Source organism: Agrococcus beijingensis (assembly GCF_030758955.1).
Classification (GTDB): Bacteria; Actinomycetota; Actinomycetes; order Actinomycetales; family Microbacteriaceae; genus Agrococcus; species Agrococcus beijingensis.
In genome coordinates this window covers 98885-119502 of the sequence record NZ_CP132360.1, presented here as the reverse complement: position 1 = coordinate 119502, position 20618 = coordinate 98885, and the positions used below count along the sequence as shown (strand labels likewise).

Here is a 20618-nt window from a genome sequence, read left to right as displayed (position 1 = left end):
GCTCACCCTCCTCGGCAAGGGGCGGATGCGTCCGGTCGCCGAGGGCGGGGGCGCTCAGGCGTCGAAGTGCGCGGCCGCCGCCCTCGCCCGGTAGGCGACCTCGTCGAGGTCGTCGCCGACCGCGGTCACGTGGCCGACCTTGCGGCCGGGCCGCGCGGCCTTCGCGTAGGAGTGCACCTTCACGTCGGGGTGCGCGGCGAGCGCCGAGGCGTAGCGGTCGGCCATGGCGCCGGAGGCCGGGCCGCCGATGACGTTCACCATCACGCTGACGGGTGCGAGCAGGGCGGTCGAGCCGAGCGGCAGGTCGAGCACGGCCCGCAGGTGCTGCTCGAACTGGCTGGTGATCGAGCCGTCGATCGTCCAGTGGCCGGAGTTGTGCGGGCGCATCGCCAGCTCGTTGACGAGCACGCGGCCGTCGCTGGTCTCGAACATCTCGATCGCGAGCACGCCGGTGATGCCGAGCCCAGAGGCGACCCGGCGGGCGATGTCGTCGACGACGGGCTGGATCCGGAAGGCGTCGGGCGCGGGCGCGAGCACCTCGACGCAGATGCCATCCTGCTGCACGGTCTGCACGAGCGGCCACACCATCGCCTCGCCGGAGGGGCGTCGGGCGACGAGCTGCGCCAGCTCGCGGCGGAACGGCACGAGCTCCTCGACCAGCAGCCGCGGCCCGCCGGCGGCGGCGCCCTCGAGCCAGTCGGCGGCGTCGTCGAGCGAGCGCACGACCCGCACGCCCTTGCCGTCGTAGCCGCCGGTCGCGGTCTTCAGCACGCCCACGCCGCCGTGGTCGGCGAGGAACCGCTCGAGGTCCTCCGCCGCATCCACCGGCGCCCAGTCGGGCTGCGGTGCGCCGAGCTCGGCCATGCGGCGGCGCATCTCGCGCTTGTCCTGCGCGAAGCGCAGCGCGTCGGGCCCGGGGTGCACGGCGTGGCCCGCGTCGACCAGCTGCCGCAGCACCTCCTGCGGCACGTGCTCGTGGTCGAACGTGATGACGTCGACGCCTTCGGCGAAGGCGAGCACGACGGATGCGTCGCGGTAGTCGCCGACGGCGGTGGCCGCGAGCGACGCCGACATGCCCTCGGACTCGGCGAGCACGCGCAGCTCGATGCCGAGCGCGACGGCCGCGGGGATCATCATGCGGGCGAGCTGCCCGCCTCCGACGACGCCGACGATCATGCTGCCTCCACCTCCGGCCGGCCGAGGCCGACCACCTTGAATCCTGCCGCCGACCAGCGCTGCGCGTCGAGCGCGTTGCGCCCGTCGACCACCACGCGGGCGCCGGTCAGCGCCCCGATGCGCTCGGGGTCGAGGTCGCGGAACTCCTGCCACTCGGTGCCGAGCGCGATGACGTCGGCGTGCCGCACGGCATCCTCGACCGAGCCGACGATGTCGAGCGTCGGCATCGACCGGCCCGCGGTCTCGCGCGCCTGCGGGTCGTAGGCGGTGACGCGGCGGCCGCCGCGCTCGAGGATGCGGCAGACGTCGAGCGCCGGCGAGTCGCGCACGTCGTCGCTGTCGGGCTTGAACGCCAGGCCCAGCATGCCGACGCGGTCGCCGCCGACCGCGGCCAGCTCGCGCTCGACGAGCCACGCCATGCGGTCGCGCCGGCGCAGGTTGATCTGGTCGACCTCGCGCAGGAAGCCGAGCGCCTCCCCGTGGCCGAGCTCCTCGGCGCGCGCCTGGAACGCGCGGATGTCCTTCGGCAGGCAGCCGCCGCCGAAGCCGAGGCCGGCGTTCAGGAACCGGCGCCCGATGCGCGCGTCGAGGCCGATGGCGTCGGCGAGCTGCGTCACGTCGGCGCCGACCGTCTCGGCCAGCTCGGCCATCGCGTTGATGAACGAGATCTTCGTGGCGAGGAACGCGTTGGCGCTCACCTTGACGAGCTCGGCGGTGGCGTAGTCCATCACCAGCCGCTCCGTGCCGCGGGCGAGGATCGACGCGTACACGGTGTCGAGCGTCGCGACGGAGGCGTCGTCGCCGCGCTGCACGCCGTACACGAGCCGGTCGGGCGCGAGGGTGTCCTGCACGGCGAAGCCCTCGCGCAGGAACTCGGGGTTCCAGGCGAGCGACGCGCCGGTGGGCGCGACCATCTCGGCGAGGCGCCGCGCGGTGCCCACCGGCACGGTCGACTTGCCCGCGATCAGCGACCGCTCGGTGAGGTGCGGCAGCAGCGAGGCGATCGCCGCGTCGACGTAGGCGAGGTCGGCGGCGTCGGAGCCGGCGAGCTGCGGCGTGCCGACCGCGATGAAGACCACGTCGGCGCCGGCCGCCTCGGCCACCTCCGTCGTGAACCGCAGCGTGCCCGCATCCACCCCGCCCTTGAGCAGCTCGGGCAGCCCGGGCTCGTAGAACGGCGGCTCGCCGCGGCGCAGCCGCTCGACCTTCGCCGCATCGACGTCGACGCCGACGGTCTCGTAGCCGAGCGAAGCCATGGCGGCGGCGTGCACCGCGCCCAGGTAGCCGCAGCCGATCACGGCGATCTTCATGGATGCTCCTTCTGGTCGCGCCTGGCGGCGCACGGGTTCAGGCGTCGACGCGCTCGGGGGTGACGGGGCCCTGCGCCCCCAGCAGCTCTGAGATCGTGCGCTGCACGAGGGATGCGCTGGGCACGTCGGAGAGCACCACGGCGCGATCGCCGCCGGTCGACAGCAGCACGTCGCCGGCGCCGAAGAGCGCCTGCAGGCCGCGCCGGCGCACGGTGACGTCGTGCACGCGCGACAGCATCGTCTCGCGCCGGGTGCCGCCGAAGCCCGAGCGGATGATGACCCGCTCAGTCGTGAACACGAAGCCGCGGGAGAGCCAGGCGAGCGTCGGCACCACGGTCAGCAGCGCGACGACGATGCCGGCGACGGTGAGCACCGCGACGTTCCAGAGCGGCCAGTCGACGCGGTCGAGCAGCAGCATCGCGAGCCCGGCGCACGCCCAGAGCACGAGCACAGGCACGACCAGCACGCGCGCGTGGGGTCGCATGCGCGCGATCACTCGCTCGTCGCCGGTGTGCACCCGACGATTCTCTCGCATCAGCGCACGTGCACCACGTCGCCGGCCCGCACGTCGACGATCCCGTCGTCGGTCTCGACCTGCAGCTCGCCGCCGGCGCCCAGCCCGACGGCCCGGCCGCGCAGCGCGCCGCTGGGCAGCTCGACGCGCACGTCGCGGCCGATCGTCGCCAGCTCGGCCGCGATCGCGGCGCGCAGCGGCTCGGTGCCGAGCGCGGGCAGCAGCGCGTCGAGCGAGCGCAGCATGTGGCAGAGGATCGCGTCGGCGAGCACCGGGGCGGAGCCCTCGGCGCCCTCGAGCGTCAGCGAGGTCGCCGTGTCGGTCGGCAGCTCGGCGCTCGTCAACGTGAGGTTCACGCCGAAGCCGACCGCCACGCCCGTGCGACGCCGCTCGCAGAGGATGCCCGCCACCTTCTTGCCGTCGACCAGCACGTCGTTCGGCCACTTGATGGCGGCGCGGTCGGCGACGAGGGTGTCGAGCGCGTCGGCGAGGGCCAGCCCCGCGGCCAACGGGAGCCACCCGATCTCGTGCTCGCGCATCCGCTTCGTGCGCACGAGCACGGTGGCCGACAGGCACTTTCCGGCGGGCGAGACCCACTCGCGGCCGAGCCGACCCCGGCCGGAGCGCTGGTCGAGGGTGGCCCACGTGGTGAGGTGCTCGGCGCGCTCGTCGACGGCGTCGAACGTCGAGCCGACGGTGCCGAGCTCGACGACGTTGGCGGCGCGGGCGGCGCCTGGGAAGAGCATGGCTCCAGCCTAGGCGAGCGCGGGGCCCAGGCTGGAGACGATCGCCACCGATTCTGGGCGGATCGCTGTGGGAGTCCACAAACGTCGCGCATGGGCCGCCCTCTAGAGTGGCAGGCGTGACTGACGAGACCCCTGCCGCGCAGCCCATGACGACGACCGCCGCGCGCATCGACGACCTGCGCAGGCGGCACGCCGAGGCGGTGACCGACAAGGAGTCGAAGGCCAAGGAGCGCCAGGGCGCGAAGGGCAAGAAGACGGCGCGCGAGCGCGTCGAGCAGTTCGTCGACCAGGGATCGTTCGTCGAGTTCGACGCCTACGTGCGCCACCGCACGACCGCCTTCGGCATGGAGAAGAACCGTCCGTACGGGGATGCCGTGGTCACCGGCATCGGCACGGTGCACGGCAGGCGCGTGGCTGTCTACGCGCAGGACTTCACGACCTTCGGCGGCTCGCTCGGCGAGGTGGCCGGCGAGAAGATCACGAAGATCCAGGAGTACGCGATGAAGGTGGGCGTGCCCATCGTCGGCATGCTCGACTCGGGCGGCGCCCGGATCCAGGAGGGCGTGGTCGCGCTCGGCAAGTACGGCGAGATCTTCCGCAACAACACGGCAGCCTCCGGCGTCATCCCCCAGATCTCGATCGTCATGGGCCCGGCGGCCGGCGGCGCCGTCTACTCCCCCGCGCTCACCGACTTCGTGATCATGGTCGACAAGTCGAGCCACATGTTCGTCACCGGCCCCGACGTGATCAAGACGGTCACCGGCGAGGAGGTCGGCTTCGAGGAGCTCGGCGGCGGGCGCACCCACAACACGGTCTCGGGCGTCAGCCACTACCTGGCCGCCGACGAGGACGACGCGCTCGACTACGTGCGCGCGCTGCTCGCCTACCTGCCCGACAACAACCAGTCAGAGGTTCCGGCCTACGACCACACCGCCGAGCGCGTCGTGAACGACGCGGACCGTCGGCTGAACACGATCATCCCCGACTCGCCGAACCAGCCCTACGACGTGCTGGGCATCATCGAGACGCTCATGGACGACCGCGAGTTCCTCGAGGTGCAGCCGCTCTACGCGCCGAACATCGTGATCGGCTTCGGCCGCCTCGAGGGCCGCACGGTCGGCGTGATCGCGAACCAGCCGAAGCAGATGGCCGGCACGCTCAACATCGAGGCCGGCGAGAAGGCCGCCCGCTTCGTGCGCTTCTGCGACGCCTTCTCGATCCCGATCCTGACGATCGTCGACGTGCCCGGCTACTTGCCCGGCACCGACCAGGAGTGGTCGGGCGTCATCCGGCGCGGCGCGAAGCTGCTCTACGCCTACGCCGAGGCGACCGTGCCGATGGTGACGGTCATCACCCGCAAGGCCTACGGCGGCGCCTACATCGTGATGGGCTCGAAGCAGCTGGGCGCCGACATCAACGTCGCCTGGCCCTCGGCCGAGATCGCCGTGATGGGCGGGCAGGGCGCCGTGAACATCCTCTACCGCAACGAGATCAAGGCCGCAGAGGCGAACGGCGACGACGTCGCGCAGGTGCGGGCGCAGCTGGCCAGCGAGTACACCTACAACGTGGCCTCTCCCTTCCTCGCTGCCGAGCGCGGCGAGCTCGACGGCATCATCGAGCCCGCCGAGACGCGCGTGATGATCACCCGCGCGTTCCGGGCGCTGCGCACGAAGCGGGTCATCCGGCCCGAGAAGAAGCACGGGAACATCCCGCTGTGAGCGAGGCCCCTGCCAACGAGGCCGCTGTGAGCGAGGCCGCTGCGAACGAGCGCGACGGCGACGAGCCCGCGGGCGCCCAGGACGCATCCGACCCCATCATGACCGTGGTCGACGGCTCGCCGACGGCCGAGGAGCGGGCGGCCGTCCAAGCGGTGCTCGTCGGGCTCGCGGCGGAGTGGGCCGAGACGAAGCACCGGCGCGTGCTCGACACCGAGAGCGAGTGGCAGGCGAAGTCGCGCACGCCCAGCGGCAACCGCTGGCAGCGCCGGTGACGAGCGTCCCGCGGCCGCTGACGCGACGACGAACCGCCTCGAACTGGCGCAGCGCAGCGACTCCTAGCGGAGGGACTGCGCAGATCACAAGGACGTGAGCAGCGGGTGCGCCTGTCGGATGCAGGGGCCGGAGGCGGTTCTTACGAGGGCGACGGGACCCTCAACATCCGCACGCCTGCAGGCTGGCCGGACGACGACCTGCATGCGATCGTCGGCGAATGCCAGGAATCTCGACTGGGGCAGGTCGACATGGTCTACCTCGCGGTGCAGCGCGATCCTGAGAATCTCGGAGAGCCGGCGCGCATGGTGCCGTGCCTCCAGCAGTCCGGTCTCGTGGATCCGTCATTCACGGCGGAGGACTACGCGCGCGAGATGGCTTCCGGCGCGCCGTCGTTCGACGTCGACGACGCACGGTTCGCCGCATGCCTGGCCGGCGGGGCGCCCGCCCCGTGAGCGCACGCGCTGCCGTGATTCTCAGCGGCATCGTCGCGTCAGTGCTGCTGGCGGTGCTCGTCGTCGTCGTGCTCCGGCAGCCGTTCGCGCCGCAGTCCGCGGCCCAAGCACCGACGGTGACCAGCGCACCCGTGACGGTCCAGCCGTTCGACGACGCCAGGTCCGTCACAGTCGAAGTGCAATTCGGCCAGCCTGTCGCGCTGCGCTCGCCGACCGCGGGCACGGTGACGGAGATCACCTGCGCGCCAGGCTCGACGGTCAGCTCGGGATCCGGTGCGATGCGGGTGGATGGCCGAGCTGTGCTCGCGCTGCACGGCGCCACGCCCTGGTGGCGTGATCTTGAGACGGGGATGCTCGGCGCAGACGTCGATGGGCTGCAGGCGGAGCTGCGCAGGCTCGGTCACGACGTAAGCGCCGACGTCGGCACCTTCGGCCCCGCGACGCAGCGCGCGCTCGTCGCCGTGCTCGCGGGTGTCGGGCTCCCCGCCGACGATCCGATCGCCGGCGGTGCCGTGACCGACACGCTCTGGCTGCCGGCTCCGGAAGCCGTCGTGGGCAGCTGTGACTCGGCCCTCGGCGCCCGCATCGTCGCAGGCGACAACGTGATCACGGCCGCGCCCCCGATCGCCGGTGCTCGCGCGTTCGTCGATGGACCGCCGCTCGAGCGCACGCTGCTGGTCGACGACTTGCAGCTGTCGCTGAGCGCCGACGGCTCGGTCGCACGCGACCAGCTCGCAGCGATGGCCGCGACACCCAGCGCGATTGCGGCGGCTGCCGGCGGGACCCCGACGCTGCAAGCGATGACGCGGCTCGCACAGCCGGTCGAGGCAGCCGCTGTCCCGCCGGGCTCGATCTCCTCGGACGACGGCGTGTCGGGATGCGTGCTCGGCGACGGGACGCCGCTCGCTGTGACAATCCTCGGTTCGCAGCTGGGTCACACGTTCGTGGCGTTCGACCGCGCGGCGCCCGCCGCCGTCGCGCTGCAGGCTCCCGACCTCGCGACATGCGACTGACGCTTGACGGGCTCGGGCACCGCTTCAACGGCGGGCCTTGGCTGTTCCGACGTCTGAGCGCGGAGATCGCCGGTGGCTCGAGCATCGCGGTGACCGGCCCCTCGGGCTCTGGCAAGAGTACGCTCCTGGCGATCCTCGCGGGGCTCTTCGCCCCTGCCGAGGGCACCGTCGAGCACGATCGCTCTCGACGCGTCATTTGGGTGCCGCAGCTTCCGCACGGCGTGCCCCGCCGCTCCGTGGCCGACCATGTGCTGCTACCGCTCTCGGCGCGAGGCGTCGCTGAGGACGAGGCTGACGCCGAAGCGGAGCGTCTGCTCGATGCCGTCGGCCTCGCCGACCGGGCTGAAGCGCGCTTCGACACCATCTCGGGCGGAGAGGCTCAGCGCCTCATGGTGGCCCGCGCCCTCGCGACTGATCCGTCGCTGCTGCTCGTCGACGAGCCCACCGCGCAGCTCGACCGCGCGACCGCGGCGATTGTGAACGCCATGCTGCGGAGCCTCACCGCGCCCGACACGGTCATCGTGGTCGCCACGCACGATGCGGCGACGCGAGACGCGTGCGACGTCGTGCTCGACATCGCGGGGCGACGATGAGCTGGCGGGCGATCTGGCGGGAGGCCTGGCGGAACGTGGCAAGCGGCGCGGCCCGGCCCGTGCTGCTCGCGGCGCTGGCCTCGCTCGTCGTGCTCGTGGCGCAACTGTCAGACCTCGCGGCCGTCGCTGCCGCAGACGCCCGCGCCGAGGCCTTCCGCGCTGCGGGTGCCGACGTGCTGGTGGTGCAGTCCTCGGGCGGCATCGATGCCTCGAGGTGCCGCGCACTCGTGCAGGTCGCCGGCGTCGAGGCGGCCGGCGCCATCCGCGCTGACGAACCCAGGTTCGCCGCGAGCGCGCCGGGCTCCTCGATCCCGACGTTCGAGGTGACACCGGAGTTCGGTGCGGTGCTCGGCACCAAGACCAGCGGCGCCGGCGTACTTCTCTCCTCCGAGGCGGCCTCCATGCTCGACGCCGCGATGGGCGAGCGGTTGCCGCTCATCGATGGTTCGACGGCCGTCGGGGGCGTCTACCGATACCCGAGCGACGGACGGATGCTTGGTCTCGGCTTCGCGATGCTGGTACCGACGACGGACCCCGGGCACTACGACGCGTGCTGGATGCGAACGTGGCCAGCGGCGGACGCTCATCAGATGCTGCTGCAGACGGTCGCGACGGGCGCGTCGGACACGCCACCGGACCTCCGGCAGCTGAATCCCCGCCTGGGCGCGGAGCTGGACGCCGCCTCGGCGTTCCATGAGCGGCCGACGCGACTGCTGCCCCTGGCCGGGGCACTGGCCCTCGCTGCGATCGGGGCCGGCGCGGTGCTGTTGCGCAAGCTCGAGCTCGCAAGCGCCCGGCACCTCGGCGTCAGTCGCGAGGCACTCGCCGCCGGCATCGGCCTCTCGCTGCTCGCCCCGTTCGCAGGGGCGATCGGGGCACTCGCCGGCGGTGCCATCACCGCTGCCTCGATCCGAGAGCGCGACGTCTACCGGTCGTTCCGACAGCGCTGAGCCGCCGCAAGGCAGCATCCGTCTCGTACGCGGACCTCGCGCAGGCCGCGGCGCTGATGCGGCTTAGCGCTCGGGCTCCGTCTCGGGCTCCACGGCAAACAGCAGCGACGGGTCGACCCCGAGCCGCGGCAGCAGCGCGTCGGCGATGAGCGGCAGCCGCTGCATCGCACCGGCCGCGCCGACGTGGTGCGCGTCCGTCCAGGTGGGCACGCCGTTCGTGAAGAGCGGGCAGGCCACCCGCTCCACGTCGCAGTACCACGGCAGCGTGTCGACGACGTCGACGCCGCCGGCGCTGAGCGTCGCGACCATCTGCGTGTGGCGCTCGAGCGCTCGGGCGTCGAGCGGGGCCGTGCAGCTCGACAGGTCGCCGTCGACGGCCTGCGCGTGCAGGCACTCGTCGATCGTCGGGAACGGCGGTGCGCTGTCGAGCCAGACCGACGGCACACCCATCGCGCCGAGCTCGTCGACGAGCGCGCGCGTGCCGGTCGCGAGCTGCTGGCCGACATCGGGGCCGAGCCTGCGGTAGCCGTCGGTGGTCCACCACGCGCCGTAGGTGACGACCACGAGGTCGGGTGTGCGCTTCTCGGCCAGTGCCAGCACGGCGTCATTGTGCGCGGCGCAGTCGGCCGCCTCGTCGCCGAGCTCGCGGCCGACCACGCCGGCGTTCGAGAACGGGCACATCTCTCGGCCAAGCAGCTGCACGTCGGCGACACCGGCGAGGGCCCTGCGCGTCGGCGCGGCGAGCGTGACGGCTTGCGAGTCGCCCACGATCCAGACCTCCTGCTCACCGCCGGCGGGATCCTCGTAGAAGCAGCCCTCGACCTCTTCCTGGTCGACGCTCGAGCAGTTGTCGACCAGCCACTCCGACGACTGGCCGGCCTCGCCGACCGCGGTGGAGGCGGCGGACGCCGAGGGGAAGGAGACCGATGCCGAGACCATCCGCTCGACGGCGCCGGGCGTCGCGGGCGCGGGCACCGCGGTGGCGTTGCGGTCGATCGCGGTCGCCTGCACGGCCGGTGAGATCGCGATCGCGACCGAGGCGGCGAGCGCGACCGCGGGCAGCAGCGGCACCAGCGCCGCGCGGCGCGGGCGGAGGCTCCACGCGGGCCGGGGCCGGGGCGCGCTCACCCTGGCGATCAGGCGGGTGCACACCCACGAGAGGGCGATCGAGACCCCGATCACGAGCACGCCGGCGAGCGGGCTGACGCCGTCGGCCTGGGCCGGGTCGAGCGCGACCAGCCCCTTCAGCACCGGCCAGTGCCAGAGGTAGAGGCCGTAGGAGATGCCGCCGAGCCACACCAGCGGCCGCCACTGCAGCGCCCGCGCGACAGGACCGCCGTCGCCGCCGTCGCCGGCGAGCAGCACCAGCAGCGCGCCCGCGACGGGCCACAGCGTCACCGGGCCCGGCTGCGCCCAATCCTGCGGCAGGAGGCCCGCGGTGACCACGAGCGCGATGCCGACGACGCCCATGATCGTGCGCGCCCGCGACGACAGGGCGATGCGCGTGAGCACCAGCGCCGCGAAGCCGCCCAGTGCCAGCTCCCAGGCGCGCGCGTAGGTGTCGTAGTAGGCGGGCACCGGATCGACGGTGATCTGCACGCACGCGTAGACGAACGAGGCGAGCGCGACGACGCCCAGCCCGATGCCCGCGACCCGCCGGGCCCGCTGCGCGGCACGGGTGCCGAGCACCAGCGCGAGGAGGCCCAGCGCGATGATGCAGACGGCGGTGTACTGCCCCTGCACGCTCATGGCCCAGAAGTGCTGCACCTCCGACTTCTCGACGCCCGAGGCGAGGTAGTCGGTGGCGGTCGAGGCGAGGCGCTCGTTCTCCCGGTAGGTCGCGGCGGCGAACAGATCGTGCGCGATGCGGTCGAACAGCAGCGGGCCCGAGGCCGCCAGGGTGATCGAGCCGACCACGACGAGCACGATGCCCGCCATCGGGAAGAGCCGCTTCGCCTGCCGCCACAGCGCCCCCAGCACGCCGACGCGGCCGCTGCGCTCGATCTCGCCCACCAGGCTGCTCGCGAGCAGGTAGCCGCCGATCGCGAAGAAGACGTCGACGCCGCCGGAGACGTTGCCGAACCACACGTGCGACGTGGCGACGAGCAGCGACGCGAGGGCGCGGAGTCCCTGCAGGTCGTTGCGGCGCGGTCTCGGTGTCGTCGTCATGGTGGGGGTGGTCGCGGCGCGAGGGCTCGGTCGCCGACCGACCAGCGAGTCTACCGCGAGCTGCCGCTGCCGCGCCCGACTCGGCGTGCGCACGGCTCTGCCCGGCTACGCTCCCGCCATGGCGCGACTGCGGAGGGCACATCCCAAGACGGATGCGGGCATCCGGCGCCGTCGTTCGGGTCGCGGATGGGCGTATGCGCACGACAGCGGCCGCGCGGTGTCGGCCGCCGACCGGGAGCGCGCCGAGGCGCTCGTGCTGCCGCCTGCCTGGACCGACGTGTGGATCGCGGCCGATCCGCTCGCGCACATCCAGGCGACCGGGGTCGACGACGCGGGCCGCACGCAGTACCGCTACCACCCCGAGTGGAGCGCCCGCCGTGACCGTGCCAAGCACGAGCGCGCGCTCGACCTGGCCGAGGCGCTGCCGGCGATGCGGCGCCGCGTCACCCGCGACCTGGCGCTCGAGGGGCTGCCGCGCGAGCGGGTGCTGGCGGCGGCGATGCGCATGCTCGACGCGGTGGCGATCCGCGCGGGCGGCGACGCCTACGCCGAGGAGCGCGGCACGCGCGGGCTGATGACGCTGCTGTGCCGCCACGCGCGCGTCGACGGCGACGCGGTGCGGCTGCGGTTCCCGGCGAAGTCGGGCCAGCGGTTCGACGTCACGATCGACGACGCGCCGCTCGCCGGCTGCGTGGCGGAGCTCCGCGAGCGCCGCTCCGGCGCCTCTCGCCTGCTCGCCTGGCGCGACGAGGGCGGCGCGCACGCGCTGCGCGACGCCGATCTGAACGCCGCTGTGCGCGAGGCGACCGGCGGCGAGTTCACGGCGAAGGACTTCCGCACCCTGCACGGCACGCTCGTCGCCGCCGAGTCGCTCGCCCGTGCCCGCGAGACCGGCACGAAGACTGCCCGCGCCCGTGCGGAGCGCGATGCGATCCGGGCGGTGGCCGAGGCGCTCGGCAACACCCCGGCCGTCGCGAAGTCGAGCTACATCGACCCCGAGGTGTTCGAGCGCTTCGAGTCGGGCGAGACGATGGGCCTGCGCGGCTCCCGCGAGCGCGCGCTGCTCGACCTGCTGCGCTGAGCCAACGCGCGGCTTTCGGCAGTACGGTGCGGCAATGCATGCGATCGTCTCTGGCGCCGGCGTCGCCGGACTCACCCTGGCGGGCCGCCTCGCGCTCGACGGGTGGACGGTCGACGTGGTGGAGCGGGCGCCGGCGCCGCGCGCATCCGGGTACCTGATCGACTTCTACGGGCCGGGCTACGACGCCGCCGAGCGGCTCGGTCTGCTGCCGGCGCTGCGCGAGCGGGCCGAGTCGTTCGACGAGCTGCGCATCGTGGATGGGTCGGGTCGCGTGCGCGCGAAGCTCGCGATCGCGCTGGTCGAGCAGGCGGTGCAGGGCCGCTACCTGTCGATCCTGCGACCGCAGATCGTCGACGCGCTGCTCGCGGCGCTGCCGCAGGGCGCGACGGTGCACTGGGGCACGCAGGTCGAGACGGTCTTCGACGACGGCGGCCAGGTGAGCGTGCTGCTCTCGAGCGGGGAGCGGCTCGAGGCAGACCTGCTGGTCGGCGCCGACGGCGTCGGGTCGCGCGTGCGGCAGCTCGTGTGGGGACCGCCCGAGCAGTTCGTGCGGCCCATCGCGGGCCTGACCGCCGTCGCCTGGATCGGCGACGACGCCGAGCTCGTCGCCGACCTCGAGGGCCGCGTCGCGATGCAGGTCGAGCTCGACCGGCAGCTGATGATCGCGCCGCTGAGCGCCACCGAGGTGACCGGCTTCGCGGTGCTGCGCGGCGTCGAGCCGAGCGCGGGCCGCGCGGCGGTGGCCGGGATGGGCGTGCTCGGCAGGCGTGCGCTGCGCAGCGTGCGGGAGCCCTACATCGACGCGGTCGCGCAGACGATCGTGCCGCAGTGGGTGCGCGGCCGCACCGTGCTGCTGGGCGACGCCTGCGCCGCGGTGTCGCTGCTGGCCGGTCAGGGCGCCTCGCTGGCGATCGCGGGCGCCGAGCGGCTCGCCGAGGAGCTCTCGTTCGCCCGGCATCCCAGCGACGTCGTCGCCGGCCTCGCCGCCTACGAGCGCGACTGGCAGCCGATCGTCGAGCGGGAGCAGGCGCGCGGCCGCCGCAACGCGACTGCGTTCGCGCCGCACACCCGCATCGAGCTCGAGGCGCAGCGTGCCGTCTGGCGGGCGGCCGCGGTGCCAGGGGTCGCGGCGCTGGTGGCGCGCGCGGCCGGCGGGGTCACGAAGCCGGTCTGACCTCGATCACGACGTTGCCGACCTTCTGACCGGTCTCGACGTAGCGGTAGGCGTCGATGATCTGCTCGAGCGGATAGGTGCGGTCGATGACCGGCCGGAAGGTGCCGGCGGCGAGGTGCTCCCGGATGCGCTCGATCACCGGACGGCCCTCGTCCGGCACGGGGAACACCACCCGCTGCGCGTTGCGGCGCACGAGGCCCAGCAGCGAGAGCGGGATGTTCTGCCAGCCCGGGCCGAGCTCCGACGAGACGTAGATGCCGCGCGGCTCGAGGATCCGTCGCGCGTCGCGGAACGTGCGCTTGCCCACCGCATCGATGACGACGTCGAAGCGCCGCGGCGAGCGGGTGACGTCGCCGTCCTCCAGCGCGACGACCTCTGCGGCGCCGAGGCCGCGCACGAGCTCGACGTGCGCCGCGGGGCAGACTGCAGTGACGACGGCGCCTGCCGCGACCAGCAGCTGCACCGCGGCCGACCCGATGCCGCCGGTCGCGCCGATGACCAGCACCCGGTCGCCGGCGCGCACGCCGGAGCGGCGGATCGCCGACGCCGCGTAGTGGCTCCCCTCGGTCGCCGCCGCGGCTGTCGCCTGGTCGATGCCCTCGGGCACGGTGGCGACCATCGACTCCTGCGACACCACCAGCAGCTCGGCGTGCGCGCCGAAGCGGCCCTCGCAGTAGCCGAAGACCCGATCGCCGACGGCGAAGCGGTCGACACCGGCGCCCGCACCGACGACGACGCCCGCGAACTCGGTGCCGAGCACGGTGCGCGTCGGCCGTCGCAGCCCCGTCCATGCACGCATGAAGAACGGATGCGCGGCGCGGTACGCGCAGTCGGTGCGGTTGACCGTCGTGGCATCGACGCGGATCAGGATCTCGTCGTCGCCCGGAACCGGTGCCGCGACCTCCTGCACGACCACGACATCCGCCCCGCCGTACCGTTCGCTGACCGCTGCTCTCACGCGGCAACCGTAGCGGTGGCAGGCGCCGTGATGGGCCGACTACTCGTGCTCGTCGAGCGCGTACTGCCGCTGCCACGACTCCGGGCGGTCGATGCCGAGGCCGTAGAGGTAACGGATCAGCTGCCCGTGGTGCTGCGTCTCGTGCTCCAGCAGCGCGAGAGCGTACCGGAGGTCGTCGTCCGACTCGAGGTCGGCGAGCCAGCCGTCGACGTCGGCGGCCGTCTGCGCGAAGGCGGCGCGCACCGCCGACGCATCCGTCATCTGCTCGTCGGTCAGCGGGCTGGTGAAGCCCTGCCAGGAGCCGGCGCGCGCGGCATTCGGGTAGCTCTCGCGGGCCCCGAGCACGCACCACAGCTGCCCGCCGATGGTGCTCGAGGGCAGGTCGGCGAGGCGGGAGCCGAGCTGCTCGGGCGTGAGCGCGTCGACGAGGTCGGCGTAGAGCCGGTCGGCGCGGGCGAAGCGCTCGGCGAGCAGGTCGTTGACGGCCATGCGGCTCCTCCTCGCAGCGGTGGGCGACACGAGTGTGCCAGCGGCGGCCGCCCGCCGCCACCGCTCCCCCGCACCCCGACGCACAACGCAAGCCCGAGCGAGCCGATCAGCGACGCAGGCCGGGCTGCACGGCAGTTCGCCGCGAGAACGCTCCGTCGGGCTTGCGTTGTGCGCGCTGGAGCTGGCGGTGCAGGCCCTTTCGGGCCTCCGCCGCGACGCCAGCGCCGACGCCCGTCCCGGGCGTCGGGAACCGCTCAGCGACGGAAGGACGCCACCGCCTCGACATGGTGGGTGTGCGGAAACAGGTCGAACGCCTCGATCGACGTCGGCTCCCAGCCGGCCTCGCCGAGCAGCTTCGCGTCGCGGGCGAGCGCGACCGGGTCGCACGCGACGTAGATGATCTGCGCCGGCTCGAGCCCGACGATGTGCTCGATCGCCTCGCGCCCGGCGCCCGCGCGCGGCGGGTCGAGCAGCACGAGGCCGCGGGCGAGGCGGTCGCGCTCGGCGCGGCTGGCGCGCTTCGCCACGTCGGCCAGCCAGCGGTCGACCCGAGCGGTCTCGGCGCTCGCGCCGAGCCACTCGGCGAGGTTCTCGCTCGCGTGGTCGGTGGCGACCTCGTCCGACTCGACGCTGGTGACGCGCGTCTTCTCCCCCAGCAGCTCGGCGATGGTGGCCGCGAACAGCCCGACGCCGCCGTAGAGGTCGAGGTGCCAGCCGCCTGCGTCGAGCGCGTCGACGTCGATGACGCGACGCACCGCATCCGTCAGCACCCCCGGCGCCTCGCGGTGCACCTGCCAGAAGCCCGAGCGGTCGAGCTCGAACTCGCGCCCGCCGACCGTCTCGACGATCGTGTCGGTGCGGCCGCGCTCGGGCGCGCCCTCCATCGCGATCACGTCGACCTCGCCGTCGCCGTGCTCGACGTAGTCGACGGCCGTGACGTGCGGCAGTCGCTGGTCGAGCTGTGCCGAGAGGCGGATGCCCTGGGTCGCGAGCGGCAGATCGGTGACCGGCACGACCTCGTGGCTGCGGGGCGCGAACGGCCCCTGGCGGCCGCGGTCGTCGACGTGCAGGCGCACGCGCGTGCGCCAGCCGAGGCCGCCGCGCTCGTCGTCGCCGGGGGCGGCGGCGACCGGCACCTGGCGGGTCATGCCGCCGGTGCGCTGCAGGGCGTCCTCGATGACGCGCTGCTTCAGCTCGCGCTGGCGGGCGAGGCGGATGTGGCCGAACTCGGCGCCGCCGGCGCGCTCGGCGGGCTGGCGGTCGATGCCGGCCTCGGCCCAGACGTGCTCGACGCGGTCGGCGCCGGGCGTGACGACCTCGAGCGCGACCGCGGTGGCGAACGACTTCTTCACGTCGACGATCTGCGCGCGCACGGTCTCGCCGGGCATGGTGTCGGGCACGAAGACGACCCGACCGCGCTCGCCGTCGACCGCGCCGTGCCGGCCGACGAAGCGGCCGCCGTGGGCGACGTTGTCGATCGTGAGCTCGACGATCTTTCCGGGCGCGAGCTGGCCTTGGGCGTTCTGGGGTGCGGGCATGCCCCCATCCTCCCATCGCGCCCTGGGGCGGGAGGCGCTCCGCGCCCGGCCTCGGCAGGCGCCCCCGACGCACCGGGCGCCGGCCGCTCGCGGATGCGAGGATCGTCGCGTGCAGCTGATCCTCGCCTCCGCCTCCCCCGCCCGCCTCGCGCTGCTGCGCCAGGCCGGCATCGAGCCCATCGTGACGCCGACCGACCTCGACGAAGACCTGCTGATCGCCGCCCACGAGGCCGAGCACGGGCCCCTCGCCCCCGCCGACTACGTGCTGCTGCTGGCCCGGGCGAAGGCCGAGGCGCTGCTCGACCAGGATCCCCTCACCGGCTTCGACGGCCTGGTGCTGGGCGGCGACTCGTCGCTCGAGCTCGACGGCGCCATGCTCGGCAAGCCGCACACGCCCGAGCGCGCCCGCGAGCGGTGGCTCGCCCAGCGGGGGCGATCCGCCATCCTGCACTCGGGGCATTGGATGCTGCGCGTGCGTGACGGGCGGATCCAGGACTCCGCAGGCGTCACGACCGCGACGCACCTCGACTTCTCGCCCGACATCGACGAGGCCGAGATCGACGCCTACGTCGCCACCGGCGAGCCGCTGGAGGTCGCGGGCGCGTTCACGATCGACGGCCGCGGCGCCGCGTTCATCGACCGCATCGACGGCGACCCGTCGACGGTGATCGGCATGAGCATCCCCGCGGTGCGACGGCTGGCGCGCGAGCTGGGCGTGGCCTGGCCGATGCTGACGCTGCGACCGCCCGTCGCGCTGGCTTGACGCGCTGGCCAGACGCGCTCGCCGGGCGCGCTCGCCGGGCGCGCTGCGCCGCGGCGCGGATCAGCCGCCGAGCGGCGCGCTCGCGTCGCCCAGCGGCTGCGGTGGCAGCGCCTGGAGGTGCCCGGTCGCCGCGCCGCCCGGCGAGAACGCGCGCACCGGGCCGACGATCTCGACGCCGACCGTGTCGCCCGGCGCCGGCGCCTGCAGCCCGATGATGCGGGCCCGGAGGCCCTCGAGCCTGGTGCCATCGCCCGCGATCAGCTCCACCACCGCATCGTGGCCGAAGTAGCGCACGCCGCTCACGACCGCGTCGAGGCGGCCCGCGCCTGGCGGCGTGAGCGCGATCTGCTCGGGTCGCACCATGACCTCCACCGCCCCGTCGGGAACGAACCCGCCGACGAGCAGCTCGCCGATCGCGGTCTGCACGCTGCCGCGGCTCGCGAGGCCGGGCAGCAGCACCGCGTCGCCCAGGAACGCCGCCACCGCGCTGTCGACGGGCTCGCGGTAGAGCACCGCGGGCGTGCTGATCTGACGGAACCTGCCCGCCGCGAGGATCGCGACCTCGTCGGCGAACGAGAGCGCCTCGCCCTGATCGTGGGTGACGAGCACCGCGGTCGCTCCGGTCGCGCGGAGCGCCTCGGCGGTCGCCTCGCGGGTCGCGGCGCGCAGGCCCGCGTCGAGCGACGAGAAGGGCTCGTCGAGCAGCACGAGCGCCGGGCGCGGCGCGAGCGCCCGCGCGAGCGCCACCCGCTGCTGCTGCCCGCCCGAGAGCTGATCGGGCCTTCGGTCGGCGAGCGCCGCCGGCAGCCCCACCAGCTCGAGCAGCTCGAGCACCCGGGCGCGGTGGCGGCCGCGCGGGAACGGCAGCCCGAAGGCGACGTTCGCCGCGACGCTCAGATGGGGGAACAGGCCGCCGTCCTGCCGGAGGTAGCCGACGCCGCGACGCTCCGGTGGCACCCAGGAGCCGGCGCCCGCGACCATCCTGCCGCCGATCTGCACCTCGCCGGCGCGCGGCCGGAGGAAGCCGGCGACCACCCGCAGCAGGGTCGTCTTGCCGCTGCCCGAGCCGCCGAGCACCGCGGTGATCGACCCCTCGGGCACGGTCAGATCGACCGACTCGAGCACCGCATCCGCCCCGTACCCGACCGTGATGCCGCGCATCCGCAGCTCGCTCATCGCTCCTCCAGGATCTGCCGGCGCAGCAGCAGCGTCAGCGGCAGGGACAATCCGATCATGCCCGCCGCGTACGGCGCGGCACCGGCGTAGTCGAGCGCGCTCGCCTCGCGCCAGAACGAGATCGCGAGCGTGCTGACGCCCGTGGGCGCCAGCAACAGCGTCGCGGTGAGCTCGGTGACCACCGCGAGCGCGACGAGCACGAGCCCCGTCAGCACCGACGGCGCCATCAGCGGCAGCGTGACGCGCACGAGCGTCGCCGTGCCGCCCGCTCCGAGCGAGCGCGCCGCCTCGGTCAGCTCTGGCGGCGAAGCCGCGAGCCCGGCGCGCAGCGACACCATCGCACGCGGCAGGAAGAGGATCGCGTAGGCGATGACCGCGAGCGCGACCGTCTGGTAGAGCGGCGACACCCAGCGCACCGAGAGGGTCACGAGCGCGAGGCCGACGACCACTCCGGGGAACGCGCTCGCGAGGAAGGTGGCGCGCTCGAGCAGGTGCGCGCGCTTCGAGCGCCGGCGCTCGAGCAGCCAGGCGGCGGGGAGCGCCGCCGCCGTCGCAGCCAGGGCGCCGAGCAGCGCGAGCCCGAGCGTGCTGGCGGTGTCGGCGAGCAGCTCGCCCTCGAAGCCGTCCGCCGCGGCGAGCCAGCGCACCACCGTGGCCACCGGCAGCACGACCGACAGCCCCACGAGCACGGCCAGCAGTGCGAGCGCCGGCGCTGTCCAGGCTCCGAGGCCCATCCGCTCGGCGCGCCGTTGCACGCCCGAGCCCACGCGCGCCACGCGGTGCCGGCCGCGCAGCGCGATGTCCAGCAGCAGCGCGAGCAGGCACAGCGCCAGCAGCACCGATGCGAGCAGGCTGCCGGCGACGTCGCTGAAGCCCACCGCGTACTGCTGCATGATCGCGGTGGTGAAGGTCTGGAAGCGCATCAGCTCGAGCACGCCGTACTCCGCGAGCAGGTGCAGCGCGACGAGCAGCCCACCGCCGGCGATCGCCGGCCGCAGCCGTGGCAGCACCGTGCGCACCATCGCCATCGCGGGCGACAGGCCGAGCGAGCGCGCGATCTCCTCGTCGCCCGGGTCGAGCGAGCGCAGCATGGCCGCCACCGGCAGGAAGACGAACGGCAGGTAGGCCAGCGTGGTGACGAGCGCGGCGCCCGCGAGCCCGTCGAGCCACGGCGCGAGATCCGTCCAGGCGTAGGCGCTCACGAAGGCCGGCACGGCGAGCGGCATGAGCAGCAGCGTGCGCCAGGCGCTCGCCCACGGCACGCGCGTGCGCTCGACGATCCAGGCGGCGAGCGTGCCCAGCACCAGGGTCGCCGGCACCGTCACCGCGACGAGCGCGCCCGTGTTGCCCAGCAGCTGCCCCAGGCGCGGCCGGAACAGGAACTCGGCCGCCGCCCCCACTCCCTCCGACAGCGCGCTCGGCACGACGACGAGCAGCGGCACGACGGCGAGCGCCGCCACGGCCGCCGCCAGCAGGGCGACGGGCTCGGCCCTAGAGGATGCCGACATCGGTCATGAGCTGCAGCACCGCGTCCGAGCTGAGGGTGGAGGGGTCGACGACCGGCGCCTCCAGGCTCTCCAGCGACGGCAGCGCGGGGTCGGAGGCGACGCCCTCGCCCACGGCGTACTCCATCGCACCGCTGTCGACGAGCACCTGCTGCCCCGCCTCGGAGGTGACGAACGCGAGGAACCGCTGTGCCTCATCCGGCATGTCGGAAGCGGCGAGCACGCCACCCGCCGACATGCTCACGAACGCGCCCGGGTCGCCGCCGCCGAAGAACCGCAGCGCCGTGTCGGCGCTCGCCCGGCCGTCGCCCGCCTGGTCGCGGTACCAGTAGTAGTGGTACATGATGCCGACGGGCACCTCGCCGGAGCTCACGGCCTCCATCGTGGCGATGTTGTTCTGGTAGATCTCTGCCCCGGAGGCGAGCCCCTCGAGCCACGCGCGCGTCTCGGCGTCGCCCCGCTCGGCGAGCATGCCGGCGACGATCGCCTGGAAGTCGGCGCCCCCGGGCGCGGCCCCCCAGCGGCCGTCCCAGGCGGGCTCGGCGAGCTCCATGATCGACGCGGGCAGCTCCTCCTCGGTGATCATGGCGGTGTTGTAGATGAGCACCGTGGAGCGCGCCGCGATCGGGGCCCACAGGCCCGACGAGGGTGCGAGGCCGTCGCGCACGGTGGCGAGCGTCTCAGGGTCGACCTCGGCCAGACCGCCGGCGCGCTCGACGGTCGTCATCGCCGGGCTGTTCTCGGTCAGGAAGACGTCGGCGGGCGACGCGTCGCCCTCCTCCACGATCATGTGCCCCATCGACGAGTCCTGGCCGTCGCGGATCTGCGTGTCGATGCCGGTCTCCGCGGTGAACGCCTCGGCGAGCGCCTCGGTGATGTCGATGTGCTGCGCCGAGTAGATCTGCAGCGCGCCTGCGCGCGGGGCATCCTCGTCGGTCGCGGCGGCGCATCCGCCGAGCAGGAGCGGCAGCGCGACGAGCGAGGCGAGCAGGGGGTGGTGGCGACGGGGCATGGCGACTC

At 74.0% G+C, this 20618-nt stretch carries 20 protein-coding genes; 9 read left to right on the top strand and 11 right to left on the bottom strand.

Annotation, left to right across the window (positions count from 1 at the left end; genetic code table 11):
- Positions 1-54: 54 nt before the first annotated feature.
- From Q9250_RS00565 to Q9250_RS00550, 4 genes are read right to left on the bottom strand one after another with little or no spacing between them, the layout of a single operon-like run.
- Positions 55-1176 (bottom strand): 5-(carboxyamino)imidazole ribonucleotide synthase, encoded by a 1122-nt coding sequence (locus tag Q9250_RS00565; RefSeq protein ID WP_306232630.1) that lies wholly within the window; start codon positions 1174-1176, stop codon positions 55-57.
- Positions 1173-2486, bottom strand: a complete 1314-nt coding sequence (locus tag Q9250_RS00560) for a UDP-glucose dehydrogenase family protein (RefSeq protein ID WP_306232629.1) — start codon at positions 2484-2486, stop codon at positions 1173-1175. Before Q9250_RS00560 ends, Q9250_RS00565 begins: the two co-directional genes overlap by 4 nt.
- Positions 2487-2523: 37 nt before the next feature.
- Positions 2524-3003 carry a PH domain-containing protein gene (locus tag Q9250_RS00555; protein ID WP_306232628.1) on the bottom strand — a complete coding sequence of 160 codons (480 nt, stop codon included), beginning with the start codon at positions 3001-3003 and terminating at the stop codon, positions 2524-2526.
- 17 nt (positions 3004-3020) lie between these two features.
- Positions 3021-3746: a biotin--[acetyl-CoA-carboxylase] ligase gene (locus Q9250_RS00550; protein WP_306232627.1), complete on the bottom strand. Its 726-nt coding sequence runs from the start codon at positions 3744-3746 to the stop codon at positions 3021-3023.
- Between the two features lie 146 nt (positions 3747-3892).
- Between Q9250_RS00550 and Q9250_RS00545 the strand changes: the two genes are divergently transcribed.
- The 6 genes from Q9250_RS00545 to Q9250_RS00520 all read left to right on the top strand — a co-directional run bounded on the left by Q9250_RS00545 (position 3893) and on the right by Q9250_RS00520 (position 8745).
- Entirely contained in the window at positions 3893-5464 is a 1572-nt protein-coding gene (locus Q9250_RS00545) for an acyl-CoA carboxylase subunit beta (protein WP_306233874.1), read from the top strand.
- A gap of 26 nt (positions 5465-5490) precedes the next feature.
- Positions 5491-5736 (top strand): acyl-CoA carboxylase epsilon subunit, encoded by a 246-nt coding sequence (locus Q9250_RS00540; protein ID WP_306232626.1) that lies wholly within the window; start codon positions 5491-5493, stop codon positions 5734-5736.
- A 105-nt stretch (positions 5737-5841) separates the two neighbouring features.
- The gene (locus Q9250_RS00535) at positions 5842-6189 is read left to right on the top strand and encodes a hypothetical protein (protein WP_306232625.1); all 348 of its coding nucleotides are present in this window, start codon (positions 5842-5844) and stop codon (positions 6187-6189) included.
- A complete protein-coding gene (locus Q9250_RS00530) occupies positions 6186-7202 on the top strand; it encodes a peptidoglycan-binding domain-containing protein (RefSeq protein ID WP_306232624.1) in 1017 nt (338 codons plus the stop codon). Before Q9250_RS00535 ends, Q9250_RS00530 begins: the two co-directional genes overlap by 4 nt.
- Positions 7193-7795 (top strand): ATP-binding cassette domain-containing protein, encoded by a 603-nt coding sequence (locus tag Q9250_RS00525; protein ID WP_306232623.1) that lies wholly within the window; start codon positions 7193-7195, stop codon positions 7793-7795. The genes Q9250_RS00530 and Q9250_RS00525 overlap by 10 nt, the downstream gene beginning before the upstream one ends.
- Complete coding sequence (locus Q9250_RS00520) at positions 7792-8745, top strand: hypothetical protein (RefSeq protein WP_306232622.1); 954 nt, start codon at positions 7792-7794, stop codon at positions 8743-8745. Before Q9250_RS00525 ends, Q9250_RS00520 begins: the two co-directional genes overlap by 4 nt.
- A 63-nt stretch (positions 8746-8808) precedes the next feature.
- On the opposite strand, the gene Q9250_RS00515 is transcribed toward Q9250_RS00520, so the two are convergent.
- On the bottom strand, positions 8809-10914 hold the full coding sequence (locus Q9250_RS00515) for an acyltransferase family protein (protein ID WP_306232621.1): 2106 nt from the start codon (positions 10912-10914) through the stop codon (positions 8809-8811).
- 118 nt (positions 10915-11032) lie between these two features.
- Here Q9250_RS00515 and Q9250_RS00510 point away from each other — a divergent pair, with 118 nt between their 5' ends.
- Both Q9250_RS00510 and Q9250_RS00505 read left to right on the top strand, forming a co-directional pair.
- On the top strand, positions 11033-11995 hold the full coding sequence (locus Q9250_RS00510) for a DNA topoisomerase IB (RefSeq protein WP_306232620.1): 963 nt from the start codon (positions 11033-11035) through the stop codon (positions 11993-11995).
- 34 nt (positions 11996-12029) lie between these two features.
- Entirely contained in the window at positions 12030-13169 is a 1140-nt protein-coding gene (locus tag Q9250_RS00505) for an FAD-dependent monooxygenase (RefSeq protein WP_306232619.1), read from the top strand.
- Here Q9250_RS00505 and Q9250_RS00500 read toward each other — a convergent pair.
- The 3 genes from Q9250_RS00500 to Q9250_RS00490 all read right to left on the bottom strand — a co-directional run bounded on the left by Q9250_RS00500 (position 13153) and on the right by Q9250_RS00490 (position 16154).
- Entirely contained in the window at positions 13153-14127 is a 975-nt protein-coding gene (locus Q9250_RS00500; protein WP_306232618.1) for an NAD(P)-dependent alcohol dehydrogenase, read from the bottom strand. The two genes, Q9250_RS00505 and Q9250_RS00500, sit on opposite strands and share 17 nt — an antisense overlap.
- A 39-nt stretch (positions 14128-14166) precedes the next feature.
- Positions 14167-14616, bottom strand: a complete 450-nt coding sequence (locus Q9250_RS00495; RefSeq protein ID WP_306232617.1) for a DinB family protein — start codon at positions 14614-14616, stop codon at positions 14167-14169.
- A gap of 254 nt (positions 14617-14870) precedes the next feature.
- Positions 14871-16154, bottom strand: coding sequence for a class I SAM-dependent RNA methyltransferase (locus Q9250_RS00490; protein WP_306232616.1), 1284 nt, complete (start codon positions 16152-16154; stop codon positions 14871-14873).
- A 109-nt stretch (positions 16155-16263) separates the two neighbouring features.
- On the opposite strand from Q9250_RS00490, the gene Q9250_RS00485 reads away from it, so the two are divergent.
- Complete coding sequence (locus Q9250_RS00485; RefSeq protein WP_306232615.1) at positions 16264-16917, top strand: Maf family protein; 654 nt, start codon at positions 16264-16266, stop codon at positions 16915-16917.
- A gap of 60 nt (positions 16918-16977) precedes the next feature.
- On the opposite strand, the gene Q9250_RS00480 is transcribed toward Q9250_RS00485, so the two are convergent.
- From Q9250_RS00480 to Q9250_RS00470, 3 genes are read right to left on the bottom strand one after another with little or no spacing between them, the layout of a single operon-like run.
- Entirely contained in the window at positions 16978-18093 is a 1116-nt protein-coding gene (locus Q9250_RS00480) for an ABC transporter ATP-binding protein (protein WP_306232614.1), read from the bottom strand.
- Positions 18090-19601 (bottom strand): ABC transporter permease, encoded by a 1512-nt coding sequence (locus tag Q9250_RS00475; RefSeq protein ID WP_306232613.1) that lies wholly within the window; start codon positions 19599-19601, stop codon positions 18090-18092. Before Q9250_RS00475 ends, Q9250_RS00480 begins: the two co-directional genes overlap by 4 nt.
- A complete protein-coding gene (locus tag Q9250_RS00470; RefSeq protein WP_306232612.1) occupies positions 19585-20610 on the bottom strand; it encodes an extracellular solute-binding protein in 1026 nt (341 codons plus the stop codon). Before Q9250_RS00470 ends, Q9250_RS00475 begins: the two co-directional genes overlap by 17 nt.
- Between the last annotated feature and the right edge of the window lie 8 nt (positions 20611-20618).